This is a genomic window from Pseudomonas sp. GM41(2012) (assembly GCF_000282315.2).
Taxonomy (GTDB): domain Bacteria; phylum Pseudomonadota; class Gammaproteobacteria; order Pseudomonadales; family Pseudomonadaceae; genus Aquipseudomonas.
This window is the reverse complement of the sequence record NZ_AKJN02000007.1, coordinates 23,640-36,803: the sequence shown is the minus strand read 5'-3', so window position 1 is coordinate 36,803 and position 13,164 is coordinate 23,640. Positions and strand designations below refer to the sequence as shown.

General features: G+C 59.1%; 10 protein-coding genes. 1 reads left to right on the top strand and 9 read right to left on the bottom strand.

The genetic code is table 11. The features are described 5' to 3' along the window. Window positions 1–114 precede the first annotated feature (114 nt). From PMI27_RS14280 to PMI27_RS14305, 6 genes are all read right to left on the bottom strand, one after another. Window positions 115–1,641: a SulP family inorganic anion transporter gene (locus tag PMI27_RS14280; RefSeq protein ID WP_008152482.1), complete on the bottom strand. Its 1,527-nt coding sequence runs from the start codon at window positions 1,639–1,641 to the stop codon at window positions 115–117. A 90-nt stretch (window positions 1,642–1,731) separates the two neighbouring features. Beyond that, complete coding sequence (locus PMI27_RS14285) at window positions 1,732–2,463, bottom strand: carbonic anhydrase (protein WP_008152483.1); 732 nt, start codon at window positions 2,461–2,463, stop codon at window positions 1,732–1,734. A 243-nt stretch (window positions 2,464–2,706) separates the two neighbouring features. Beyond that, complete coding sequence (locus PMI27_RS14290) at window positions 2,707–3,765, bottom strand: PA0069 family radical SAM protein (RefSeq protein WP_008152485.1); 1,059 nt, start codon at window positions 3,763–3,765, stop codon at window positions 2,707–2,709. A 70-nt stretch (window positions 3,766–3,835) separates the two neighbouring features. Next, entirely contained in the window at window positions 3,836–5,140 is a 1,305-nt protein-coding gene (locus PMI27_RS14295) for a c-type cytochrome (protein WP_008152487.1), read from the bottom strand. 12 nt (window positions 5,141–5,152) lie between these two features. After that, window positions 5,153–6,937 (bottom strand): GMC family oxidoreductase, encoded by a 1,785-nt coding sequence (locus PMI27_RS14300; RefSeq protein WP_008152489.1) that lies wholly within the window; start codon window positions 6,935–6,937, stop codon window positions 5,153–5,155. A 2-nt stretch (window positions 6,938–6,939) separates the two neighbouring features. Continuing rightward, window positions 6,940–7,680, bottom strand: coding sequence for a gluconate 2-dehydrogenase subunit 3 family protein (locus tag PMI27_RS14305; RefSeq protein WP_008152491.1), 741 nt, complete (start codon window positions 7,678–7,680; stop codon window positions 6,940–6,942). Between the two features lie 299 nt (window positions 7,681–7,979). Between PMI27_RS14305 and PMI27_RS14310 the strand changes: the two genes are divergently transcribed. After that, a complete protein-coding gene (locus tag PMI27_RS14310; protein ID WP_008152493.1) occupies window positions 7,980–8,624 on the top strand; it encodes a phosphatase domain-containing protein in 645 nt (214 codons plus the stop codon). 9 nt (window positions 8,625–8,633) lie between these two features. Here the strand turns inward: PMI27_RS14310 and PMI27_RS14315 are convergent, their stop codons facing one another. The 3 genes from PMI27_RS14315 to prlC form a co-directional block, all read right to left on the bottom strand. After that, window positions 8,634–10,676, bottom strand: coding sequence for a M3 family metallopeptidase (locus PMI27_RS14315; RefSeq protein ID WP_008152494.1), 2,043 nt, complete (start codon window positions 10,674–10,676; stop codon window positions 8,634–8,636). 114 nt (window positions 10,677–10,790) lie between these two features. Beyond that, window positions 10,791–11,078 (bottom strand): YheV family putative zinc ribbon protein, encoded by a 288-nt coding sequence (locus PMI27_RS14320; protein WP_008152496.1) that lies wholly within the window; start codon window positions 11,076–11,078, stop codon window positions 10,791–10,793. Continuing rightward, window positions 11,075–13,153: an oligopeptidase A gene (gene prlC / locus PMI27_RS14325; RefSeq protein WP_177327863.1), complete on the bottom strand. Its 2,079-nt coding sequence runs from the start codon at window positions 13,151–13,153 to the stop codon at window positions 11,075–11,077. The genes PMI27_RS14320 and prlC overlap by 4 nt, the downstream gene beginning before the upstream one ends. Window positions 13,154–13,164 lie beyond the last annotated feature (11 nt).

Genomic DNA, 13,164 nt, shown 5'->3' with positions numbered 1-13,164 from the left:
ATCAACGCAATCCCCCTGTAGGAGCTGAGCTTGCTCGCGATGCGGTGTATCAGTCGGCATCAATGTCGAATGTAAATCCGTCATCGCGAGCAAGCTCGGCTCCTACAAGGCGATTCAAGCGGTGGAACCTACGCCGGTAGTGGTCCGCAATCGCCCTTCCAACCTGCGTTTCAATCCCCGCGCTTCAATCAACAGTTTTGATCCCTTGGCCGCATTGGCCCGACCCCATTCCTCCAGCAATTCCAGACACGAGTGATCGATGTAGCTCAGGTTATTGAGCGGCACATGCACCGTCGCGCCTGCCGGAATGGTCCCCAGCACTTGGGTCAGCGCCGGCACTTTGAGAAAGGTCGCTGCACCTATCAATCGCAATTCCATTTCGCCGTCCTTGGGCAGATCGATCAGGCTGATTTTCAGCCGCGAAGCCTTCCAGGCCAGTTTGGCCAGGGTCAGGCCGAAGCCGATCAGCACGCCGGTCAGCAGGTCGGTGAAGATGATCGCCAGGGCTGTTGCCGCGTAGGTGAACATCGGCATCCGCCCATAACGGCCCAGACCGCGGAAGGCCTTGAGGTCGACCAGCTTGAAGCCGGTGTAAACCAGAACGCCCGCCAGGCTCGCCACCGGAATGCTTTGCAGCACGCTGGACAGCAGCAACACGAAAGCCAGCAGCCACAGGCCATGGAAGATCGTCGACATTCGCGTGGTGGCGCCGGCCTGGACGTTGGCCGAACTGCGCACGATCACGCCGGTCATCGGTAGTGCGCCGAGCAGACCGCAAAGCATGTTGCCTACGCCTTGAGCCGACAATTCCCGGTCGAAGTCTGAGCGCTGGCCGCTGTGCATACGGTCCACCGCGGCGGCCGAGAGCAGGGTTTCGGCGCTGGCGATAAACGCCACGGCAAATGCGGCAATCAGCAGCGTCGGGTCCGCCAGGTTGAGTAAATCTGCGGGTTTCAGCCAGTCGATGGCCTCCGCTAGGTTGGCCGGGACTTCTACTCGTTTGACCTGCAAGGCGAGCACCAGGCTGGCGACAGTCGCCAGGCCTACCCCAAGCAGTGCGCCGGGAATGAAGCGCAGGGAATGGGGGCGGAATTTCTCCCACAGCCACATCACCGCAATCGTCGACAGTCCGAGCAACCCGGCTTGCCAACCGAAGGAGGGCAAGGCCTGCACGACGGCAGCCGGGAAGGCTGCCAGGTTATCCAGCCCGGAAGGCTTGGGCACGGCGTCGAGCATCACATGCACCTGTGACAACACGATCAGCACGCCAATCCCGGCGAGCATGCCGTAGACCACCGCCGGCGCCGTTACCCGGAACCAGCAGCCCAGCTTCAAACGCCCGGCCACCAGTTGCAGAAAACCGGCTAGTAGCAGGATGGGGCCGAGCATGTCGATACCGTGCTGGCGCACCAGTTCGAACACCAGAACCGCCAAACCAGCCGCCGGGCCGCTGACTTGCAGTGGCGAACCGGCAATCCAGCCCACCACCAAGCCACCGATGATCCCGGTGATCAAGCCTTTGGACGGCGGCAGCCCCGAGGCGATGGCGATGCCCATGCACAAGGGCAGGGCGACGAGAAACACAACCACGGACGCCAGCAGCTCCCGTGGCAGAACAGCTTTAAGTTGAGCAGCACGCATGGTGACTCTCCCGAAGTTTTCTTCAGGCGTGGCGAAGCCAGGCTGCCTGATCGGCAGCCTTGGCTAAACCACACAATAATTTAGGAGGATTTAGAAGCGCGCTTTGGGCGTCGCCACCGGAATCGGATGGCTGCCATCGAGCGGCAGGAAACAACCCTTGTCCGCGTCGTAAGCTCTGATTTCGCTGGTTTCGATGTTGTAGATCCAACCATGGATAAACAGCTGACCATTGGCCATGCGCGAGGCTACCGACGGGTGCGTGCGCAAATGCTGCAGCTGGGCGATCACATTCTCCTCGGTGAGGACGTGCATGCTTTCGTTTTCGTCAGCGCAATGGCAGTTTTCCTGGACCATGGTTTTTGCCACTTCGGCATGACGCAGCCAGGCTTTGACCGTCGGCATTTTTTCCAGGCTTTGCGGGTTGAGCACTGCGCGCATCGCGCCACAGTCGGAATGCCCGCAAATGATGATGTGTTGCACGCCGAGGGCCAGAACGGCGTATTCGATTGCCGTGGAAACACCGCCGTTCATTTGCCCATAAGGCGGCACAACGTTGCCGACGTTACGGGTGACGAACAGATCGCCGGGGGCGCTTTGGGTGATCAGCTCAGGAACGATGCGCGAATCGGCGCAGGCGATGAACATCGCTCTGGGGCTCTGGGCCGTGGCGAGTTTTTTGAAGAGTTCTTCCTGCTGTGGAAAAACTTCGTGATGAAAATGCAAAAAGCCGTCAACGATATGCTGCAGCGCTGCATCGGCGGTTTCCGCCTCCGGGTGGGCTGAAGCCGACGCAGCCAACGGCTGTTTATCCTTGTCACTCATGATTCATCCTCTTTGGCGGAGTCAGGGAATTTTCCCGTTTTGTCCGGTGTGAAGCCAGTGGCTGTTTAAAAAACATCCAGGCCGAGAATCTCGACCCATCAGTCACTCGATGAACAAGGTAGCGGCCGAAACTTAACTCAAACTGAATAAAACGCTCTAGAACGTGTGTTCCAGGTCACAAAAAACGTGACCGGCGTAGTGGCAAAGTGCATTTCCCACTACTCAACCATAGGCCAATTGTCCTCAAATCAATGACATTTGGCGACCCGGCGGACAGAAGGCTTCGCAGTCCAGATTGAAACCTTCCCGACGATTGAGCCCCAGGCGTTTGATGGTTTTGGCAAATCGTTGCGCCAGCAGATCGGCAAACGGCCCTTCGCCACGCATCCGGGCACCGAAGCGACTGTCGTAGAGCTCGCCGCCACGGCTCTGGCGAATCAGGCTCAACACATGCGCGGCACGCTGAGGATAGTGGGCCGCCAGCCATTCTTCGAACAGCGGTGCAACTTCCAGTGGCAGGCGCAGCATCATGTAGGCCGCACTTTGCGCCCCAGCGGCATGTGCTTCGGTGAGCAGGCTTTCGAGTTCGCTGTCGTTGATCATTGGAATCATCGGCGAGCACAGAACGCCCACCGGAATTCCCGCTTCACGCATCACGCGGATCGCCCGCAACCGAGCCTTGGGTGCCGCGGCGCGCGGTTCGAGGATGCGTTTGAGTTCGTCGTCCAGGGTGGTGAGGCTGATCATCACCGCCACCAGCCTTTGCTCGGCGAGTTCGGCCAGCAGGTCCAGATCCCGAAGAATCAGCGAGCCCTTGGTAATGATGGTCACCGGGTGACGATAACGCAGCAGGACTTCGAGGGTTTTGCGGGTGATTTTGTGTTCGCGTTCGATCGGTTGATAAGGGTCCGTATTGGAGCCCAGATTGATCGGCGCACATTGATAGCCGCGCTTGGACAGTTGTTCTTCCAGTACATCGGCGGCGTTGGTCTTGGCGATCAGTTTGGTTTCGAAATCCAGCCCTGGCGACATGTCCCAATAAGCGTGGCTGGGCCGCGCGTAGCAATAGATGCAACCGTGCTCGCAGCCGCGATAGGGATTGATCGAGCGATCGAAGGGCAAGTCCGGCGAGTTGTTGCGAGTGATGATGGTTTTCGCCGTTTCGATGCGCACCTCGGTGCCCTGGGTGATCGGCGCTTCCTGATACCAGCCGTCATCCTCGGCCACCGAGCGATTCGGCGCGAAACGGTTGTGCGGGTTGGTGGCGGTGCCGCGGCCGCGTGGAGGAAGAGGGGTGGACATGAAAACGCCTCTGCACTGTTTTTATATACAGTATAGAGGCGCTCTTCATCTGACTAGTGCCGCTGGGCAGTCAGTTCTGCTGGGTGATTTGCCCCAGATCGTCGGCCGACGTGGTCTTCATATCATTCGTGCGCAGGTCTGCTACCTCACTCGCCTTGACCGGCGAGCCGCCGTTGCCCCAGCTGCTGCGGATGAAACTCACCACATGCGCCACTTCCTGATCCGACAAGCGCCACGCGAACCCGGGCATCGTGAAGGTCGAAGGCGCCGTGTGAGTCGCTGGCAAGGTGCCGCCCTTGAGCACGATGTGAATCAGCGACGTCGGATCCTGTGACTGCAACACCGGGTTGCCCGCAAGTGCCGGGAACACTTTGGTGTAGCCATGGCCATCGGTACGGTGACAGGCCGCGCAGTTGTCGATGTACACCGAAGCGCCGGGCTTGCTGTCGTCCCCGTTCCACAGTGCCTGTGCGACCTGTTTGTCGTACTGGTGCGGCTGATCATTGGGATCACTCGCCGGCAAGGACTTGAGGTAACGGGCAATCGCGGTCAGATCGTTGTCGGTCATGTACTGCATGCTGTGCGTCACCACGTCACTCATGCCACCAAACACCGCGCTGCGATCACTGCGACCGGTCTTGAGGAACTGCACCAGTTGTTCTTCGCTCCAGCTGCCGAGGCCGTCTTTGTGATCGCCGCGCAGACTTTTCGCGATCCAGCCTTCCAGTGGCGCACTGCCTGACAGAAATGCGCTGCCTTCGCCTGCATTCAGGGCTTTTTCCTGCATGGTCAGGGCGCGTGGCGTATGGCATGCGCCGCAATGTCCGAGGCCTTCCACCAGATAAGCCCCACGACTGACCACGGCATCTTCGCCGGGTGCCGCTTTGTAGTCCGCCACAGCCGGGGCAAACATCCAGCGCCAACCCGCAAGCGGCCAGCGCATGCTCAAAGGCCAGGGAATGTCGCTGGCCTTGTTCTCCTGAGCGACAGGCGCCACGCCGTGCATGAAGTAGGCATACAAGGCGTTCATGTCGGTTTCGTTGACGCTGGCGTAGGACGGATAGGGCATGGCCGGGTACAAGGTACTACCGTTTTTGGCGACACCATGACGCACGGCCTTGTCGAATTCTTCGAAGCTGTAGTCGCCCAGCCCGGTTTTATCCGGCGTGATGTTGGTGGAGTAGATCGTCCCGATCGGCGTTTCCATCGGCAGGCCACCGGCGAACGGCTTGCCGTCCTTGGCGGTGTGGCAGGCCACGCAATCACCCGCTCGAGCGAGGTACTCGCCTTGTTTGATCAGGTTTTGATCGATTTCTGCGGCGTTGACCGAGCCACAACCGAGCAGCGCCAGGGTCGCGATAACAAGTGCTTTCATGGTCATCGCTCCTTAAGCCTGAACCAGCGGGCCGGGGTTTTTCAGGTACTGCTCGCGGATCGCTCGGGCCGACCAGTAGGTCAACGCTGCCACCAGGCCGGTAGGGTTGTAGCCCAGACCTTGTGGGAAAGCTGACGCTCCAGGGACGAAAACGTTGTGTACATCCCAGCTCTGCAAATAACGGTTCAGAGCGCTGGTTTTCGGGTCGGTGCCCATGATCGCGCCACCGTTGAGGTGGGTGGTCTGGTAAGACGCGGTGTTGAAGTGATCGCCAACCTTCTTGCCCAGTACGGCGATGGCCTTGGGGCTCATCGCTTCGGCGATCTTGCCCATTTTCTCGACCATGAAGCGGTTCATCTTGATGTCGTTTTCCTGCCAGTCGAAGGTCATCCGTAACAGCGGCAAGCCGTAGGCATCGCGGTACACGGGGTCCAGATCGAGGTAGTTGCCACGGTAGGATTGATGCGCGCCGTGGGCATCCATCGACACTTGATGGGTGTAGTAATCGGCGGTGGCACGTTTCCAGGCACTGCCCCAGGCCGGAGTGCCCGGCGGGTTGGATGTGCCTGCGATCGGTCGGCTGCCGGCCTGGTTGACCCACATCGGCGAGCCGCCGACGAAGCCATGGGGCCCGTGATCGAAGTTGTCGGCGTTGAAGTCGTCCACCGCCACGCCGTTACCGCCGGCACCAATAAAGTTATTGGTGTGGGTGTCTTTGTCGAAGTAGGCCTTGATGGTGGCCATGTTCTGGTAGGCGAAGTTCTTGCCGACCACGCCTTCGCCGCTGATCGGGTCATACGGTTTGCCGATACCCGAAAGCAACATCAGCCGCACATTGTGGAACTGGAAGGCACCGAGGATCACCAGATCTGCCGGCTGCTCGATCTCCCGGCCCTGACCGTCGATGTAGGTCACGCCTGTCGCCTTGCTCTTGGTGCTGTCGAGATTGACCCGCAGTACGTGGGAGTTGGGCCGCAGCTCGAAATTGGGCAGCGGTTTGAGCGCCGGCAGAATGTTTACGTTCGGCGATGCCTTGGAATACATGTAACAGACATAACCACTGCAAAAACCGCAGAAGTTGCACGGGCCCATCTGTGCGCCGTAAGGGTTGGTGTAGGGGCCTGACGTATTGGCCGAGGGCAGGTTGTAGGGTTTGTAACCCACTGCGGTGGCCGCTTTCTGAAACAGCTGTGCGGAAACAGTGTTCTTCTGCGATTCCAGCGGGAAATGATTCGAACGATCCGGCGCGTAAGGGTTGCCGCCCTTGCCTTCGCCGACCAATTGACCCTTCACGGTCCAGGCTTGACCCGACGTACCGAAGACCTTCTCGGCGTAATCGAAAAACGGCTCCAGCTCTTCATAGCTGACGCCGAAGTCCTGGATAGTCATGTCCTTGGGGATGAAGCTTTTGCCGTAGCGTTCGTCATAGTGGCTGCGCATGCGCAACTCGATCGGGTCGACCCGAAAGTGCACGCCGGACCAGTGCAAACCGGCGCCGCCGACACCATTGCCGGGCAGGAAGGCGCCCAGTTGGCGGTTCGGCAGCGCGATGTCATTCACGCTATGGCGAATGGTCACGGTCTCCTTGGAAATGTCCTGGAAGAGTTTTTTCCGCACGCTGTAGGTGAGTTCGTCGATCACCTGTGGATAGTTGCCATCGGGGTAAGTGTCCTGCATCGGCCCGCGCTCCAGCGCCAGCACATTCAGGCCGGCTTCTGTCAGCTCTTTGGCCATGATCGCGCCCGTCCAGCCAAAACCGACGATCACTGCGTCGACCTTCTTCATTACCGTTGCCATGCTTACGCCCTCTCGCCGCGAATCGAAACTGCCGGGAAGGGGTATTGCTCGTTGCGTTCCACCCAATCCATGAAATCGGCGCGGGCGCCGGGGAAGCCGATCATGGTCCAGCCGACCATGCCTTTATTGCCGCCATGAATGGGGTCGCAGAAGAACCCTTCTTTGGTGTTTTGCAGCAGCAGGTTGAAGAAAATCTTTGCTGGAACACTGTCGAACTGAGGTTTTCCGACCTCTAGTTGCTTGAGTAAATCGTCTCGGGTAGCGCTGTCTTGCTCAGCAAATACTTTACCGTTGAGCGTTTTCGACCAAGCATCCGTGGCGGCGATACCCAGTCGATAAATCTCTTTGGGCACCAATTTGCTCTGCCAGCCCATTTCTGGAGCGGCGTCTGCGTTGAACGGTCCCTGCATGAACCACAGCGCGCCGGCCGCGTAAGGCGTGTTCATCTGACGGTCGATGTATTCGGGCACACCGGCTTCCAGGGCGCCTGGCCCTTGGGCATCGCTCGGAATCAGCTGCGCGACAGCTGCTTTGATGAACGTCCATTCTTCGGCGGTGAAGTAGCTGGGTTCATAGGTGCTGGTGCTGACCGGCGCTTTGCCGGAACTGGCCGGGGCTGCTTCGGGCGCGGCCATCAGGACCGTGCTGCCCAGACCGGTGCTGGCAACGGTGACCACCGGGATCAAGGTCAGGGATTTGCGCAAAAACTCACGCCGCGGGTTGTCTCGATCTTGATCGGACATAGGGGGGGCACCTCATCAGGCATAGCGGTTTTTCAGCCGTCTTGCAGGACGACTTTTCGTTTTGGCACCGATGAAGATCGCCAGCAAGCGGGGAGCAATAGGGCGCATCGGTAATATGGAGAAACAAATGGTAGCAGGCTAAGCATAAAGATGAACCGATTCAGCTAAAAAACCTCGGTTTTGCGACGAAAGCGATCGGCTGATTCACGATTCTTTGACAGACGGCTCACAGGCCTTTGACTGCTAGGGGGGGAAGCTCGGCGTCATCTTTCCAACTCTCCTGAACGGTCACCCCGAGCATGTCTCTATCGCGTTGTATCCCAGCGATCTGCCTGTCGCTGGCCGCACTTTTAAACCTGACGCTGGCCCTTGCCGACGACAGTGCATTGCCCCGACCTGCGGAGTGGGCTCAATCGGTCGAGGTGCAGTACAACCTCTTCAAAATGTCCCCGACGCTCTATCGCAGTGCATTGCCCGACAGAGGCGCTGTGCCGTTACTGGAAAAACTCAAGGTCGGGACCGTTATCAATTTCCTGCCCGAGTCGGATTCAAGCTGGTTATCGACGCCAGGAATCGCACAGGTACAGCTGCCCTATCGCACCAACCATGTGGATGATGCGGATGTACTCAAAGCCCTACGCGCGATCAAGACTGCCGAAGCCAAGGGACCGGTGCTGATGCACTGCAAGCATGGTTCGGACCGCACGGGCCTGATGGCGGCTATGTACCGGGTTGTTGTGCAGGGTTGGAGCAAGGAAGACGCCCTGAACGAAATGACCCAGGGCGGCTTTGGTGACAGCACTCATTTCAAGGACGGCATCCGTTACATGATGCAGGCCGATGTCGACAAGCTCCGCACCGCGCTGGCCAACGGCGATTGCAGCACGAGCCCGTTCGCCAGTTGCTCGATGAAGAGCTGGTTCAAATCGGCCCACGTCGAGTAAACCGTTGCCTCAGCGGGTAACGGTCTCTGACGAAAGCGCGAACAGATCTTCGGCGATCGGCCGTTCAAGAAACGCTTCCAGGGCAGTCAGCAAGGAGCGCGAATCGCCCGGAGAAAAAAACGCCTCGCGAAAGGCTCGCCCTGTTTGCGCATTGAAGACCCAATCCTGACGGAATCGCTTGAAGGCTTCGATGGCCAGTACGCCTGACCACGTGTAGGCGTAAACGGAGGCTGCGTAACCGGTCACCATGTAGTCAAAGCTGTTTGCGAACCGACAATAAGACGGCAGTTGCACGTGGGGAACCTCACGCTGAACGTCTTCGAATACTTGCTGGGTGCTACGACCATCGCCTTGGCTGTGGTGCACTTCGAAATCGAACATTGCACCCGTCAGCAAGAGTGCGGCTTGTCGGCTGGCCTGGGTTTCGAGGGCTGACAGTGCCGCGTCTACCTGCACCTCGGTCAAGCGTTCAGCGCTTTGGTGGTGGGCACCCAGCCATAATAGAAACTCCCGTGACAGACACCACTGCTCGAATACTTGCCCTGCGAACTCCGCCGTATCGCGCCCCAGTTGGGAAATGCCGGAAAGGTTGTGATGCGGCGAACTCGTCAGCACCTGTTGCAGACAGTGACCGAACTCATGAAAAAGCACCCGCAGATCCTTGTGCTCAAGCAGGCACGGATGGCCGTCGACCCCAGGCGTGAAGTTGCAGTGAAGATCGGCAATCGGTAGCGCTACGCGGCCTTCGGCGTTTCTTCGTCGGTTTCGCAGCGTGCCGGTCCAGGCATAATCCGGCGCTTCTTTGCGGTGGAACGGGTCAAGATAAATATGCCCGATGGTCTGACCATGCTCGCTGATCTCAAACAGGCGCACGTCGTGATGCCAGCGACTGAATTCAACCTGCTCGAGGATCCGGATCCCGAACAGGCGTTCGCAGAACAGGCAGAATCGTCGCAAGGTGCCGTCCAGGGGAAAATAGTCGCGCAGATTCTTCAGGGCTTCAGGGAAACGATGGTGGCGCAGTTTTTCAGCGAGAAATTCGTGGTCCCAGGCGTGTATTTCAGAGATGCCACGTTCGAGCGCAAACGCTTGTAGCTCCTTTGAATCCTGTGCAAGGGACGGTGTGTTCAATGTCACTTGCCGACGCAGAAAGCGATGAACTTGATCGGTGGACTCGGCCGCTGCGGTGGTCAGAGGCAGTTGCGCGAAATTATCGAAACCTAGCAGTTCGGCTTTCTGGTGGCGCAGCGAAAGCAGCAACGTCAGTACAGGATCATTATCGAATTCGTCGGCATGCGGGCCTTGATCGGACGCACGCGTGGAGTACGCCACGAAGTATTCTTCTCGCAATGCCCGATTTTCGGCGTACCTCATGATTTGCTGGCAGGTGTTTTCATCCAGGGGAATCAGCCAGCCTTCATGTCCTGCTTCTTTGGCCAGGTGTCTCAGACGATTTTTTACGGTGGGGTATAAACCTTCCAGTACCGCAACGTCATCGACGTGCTTGGTCCAGGCAGCGTTGGCGCTTTTCAGATGGATGAGAAACAGCTTTTCGAGCCGATCAATGTCGAGGTTCAACCGGGCCAGCTTTTCCCGTTGCGCCAGGGGCAATTCGATTCCCGACAATTGAAATTTGCGCAGAATCTTGGCCAGTGCGGCCTTGCGCGGTGCATCGAAGTTGAGGGCGATCGAACTGTTCGCCAATCGCCGGTATGCCTCAAACAACGGACGATTGCTCAATCTTTCGGATCGGTACTGCGCTCCGGCGTCGTTGCATGCAGCAGCCGCCGTGTTCCAGGCGGTATCGTTGTGTTTCGTCATCGACAAGGTCTGAATGATGCCCAAAGCCTCGCTCAGGCGCGCATCGATTTCATCGATGGCCAGAACCAGGTCATCCCAATTGGGGAGTACGGATTGGCTGATGATGGTTTCGGCAATGACCTGCCGGTTGTCGGTAATGATGGCTGTGATTGCCGGCACGAGGTGTTCGGTGCGGACCTCCGACCAGGGCGGCAGGTCCCAGGCCTGCAAAAGCGGATTGGTGTCGGGCATGGCGTCTTCCTTGAGTAGAGGCTGAATGTGGTCAGCCTATAAAGGAAGCGCAGGGCAAAGGTGGTAGATAGATACCACCTTCCACTCGATTCAGGAGTGGAAGGTGGTGTTGGCTCAGTGTTGCTCGTCAGGCTTTTTCTTCAGCTTCGGGTTCGGGAAAAACTGCACGGCCTGAACCTTGGCGTCCGGCACTTTCAGCGCTGAAGTGTTGACCCGCGTGCCCAATTCCTTGGGTACCGACAGGCCTTGTTCATTCAACGTGTCGGAATAACCGCAGGCCACGCACTCGCGGTGTGGGACTTCGTCTTCGTTCCACATCATCAACTTGTCCGGCTCGCTGCAGGCCGGGCAGACTGCCCCGGCGATAAAGCGTTTTTTCGTGATCACAGGACCCTCGCTCATGCTGCCGCGACCTCACTCAGGCCGCTGTGGCGCAAGAGTGCGTCAATCGACGGCGGACGTCCGCGGAAGTCGACGAACAGCACCATCGGTTCCTGGGAGCCACCGCGCGCCAGGATCGCTTCGCGGAAGGCGCGGCCGGTCTCGGCGTTGAGCACGCCTTCTTCTTCAAATTTCGAGAAGGCATCCGCCGACAGCACTTCAGCCCATTTGTAGCTGTAGTAGCCCGCCGCATAACCGCCGGCGAAGATGTGAGCGAAGCTGTTAGGGAAGCGGTTGTAGGCAGGTGGACGCATGACCGACACCTCGTCGCGCACACCTTCAAGTACCTGCGCCACGCTACGGCCGTCACCGTGGGTGGCGTGCAGGTCGAAGTCGAACAGCGAGAACTCCAGCTGACGGACCATCATCAGACCGGACTGGAAATTCTTCGCGGCGAGCATTTTCTCCAGCAGGTCCTGAGGCAGCGGTTCGCCGGTTTCGTAGTGACCGGAGATCAGCGCCAGACCTTCCGGCTCCCAGCACCAGTTCTCCATGAACTGGCTTGGCAGCTCGACCGCATCCCAGGCCACGCCGTTGATGCCGGATACGCCGGCGTGTTCAACGCGGGTCAACAGGTGATGCAGGCCGTGACCGAATTCGTGGAACAGGGTGGTCACTTCATCGTGGGTCAACAGCGCTGGCTTGCCGCTGTCGGCCGGGGTGAAATTGCACACCAGGTTCGCCACCGGACTTTGCAATACGCCGCTGATCGTGCGGCGACGGTCGCGGGCGCCGTCCATCCAGGCACCGCCACGCTTGTTGGCGCGGGCGTAGAGGTCGAAGAAGAAGCGGCCGACGTGCTGGCCGTTTTCCTTGATTTCGAACAGGCGAACATCTGGGTGCCAGGTGTCGAAGCCTTTCAGTTCGGCGATTTCGATGCCGTACAGGCGCTGAACGATAGCGAACAGACCGCCCAGCACTTTATCGATCGGGAAGTACGCGCGAAGGGCTTCCTGGGCCACGCTGTAGCGCTGCTCGCGAAGCTTTTCACCGTAGAAACCGCTGTCCCAGCTTTGCAGGTCCGGGCAGCCTTGTTCGGCGGCGTACGCCTTGAGCTGTTCCAGATCCTGGACGGCGAACGGTTTGCTGCGCTTGGCCAGATCGCGCAGGAAACTCAGCACCTGATCGCTGGATTCGGCCATTTTGGTGGCCAGGCTCAGCTCCGAGAAGCTGGCAAAGCCCAAGAGTTTTGCAAGTTCCTGACGCAGGTCGAGGATTTCTTCCATGACCGGGCCGTTATCGTTCTGACCGGCATTCGGGCCTTGGTCCGACGCACGGGTGCAGTAGGCGGCGTAGACTTCTTCGCGCAGGGCGCGGTCCTGGGCGTAGGTCATCACCGCGTAGTAGCTCGGGAATTCCAGGGTGATCAGGAAGCCTTCCAGGCCTTTGGCCTGTGCCGCCGCGGCCATTTGCGCCTTGGCCGAATCGGTCAGGCCGGCGAGGGCGGCTTCATCGGTGACGTGCTTGGTCCAGGCCTGAGTGGCGTCGAGCAGTTGGTTGGAGAAGCGGCTGCCCAGCTCCGACAATTTGCTCTGCACTTCGGCGTAACGCTTTTGTTCGGCTTCCGGCAGGTCGATACCCGACAGACGGAAGTCGCGCAGGGAGTGTTCCAGGATAGTTTTCTGCGCCACCTCGAAACCGGCAGCTTCGGGACTGTTCGCCAGCGCTTCGAACGCCTCGAACAACTCGCGGTTCTGGCCCAATTCGGTGGAGTAGGCGCTCAAGGCCGGCAGGCAGGACTCGTAGGCTTCGCGCAATTCGGCGCTGTTGCACACAGCATTCAGGTGGCTGACCGGGCTCCAGGCGGCGCCCAGTCGATCATTCAGTTCGTCCATCGCCAGCACCAGGCCGGCCCAGGTCGGTTGTTTGCCCTGGACTTTGAGGATCTCGATAATGGCGGCGCGGTTGTCAGCCAGGATCTGTTCAATAGCCGGTTGCACGTGTTCGGCACGGATCGCCGAGAACGGCGGCAGGTCGTAGGACTGCAAAAGAGGGTTGTTCACGCTCACGGTTGGCACCTTGGCTGGAAGAAACATTGCGCCATCTT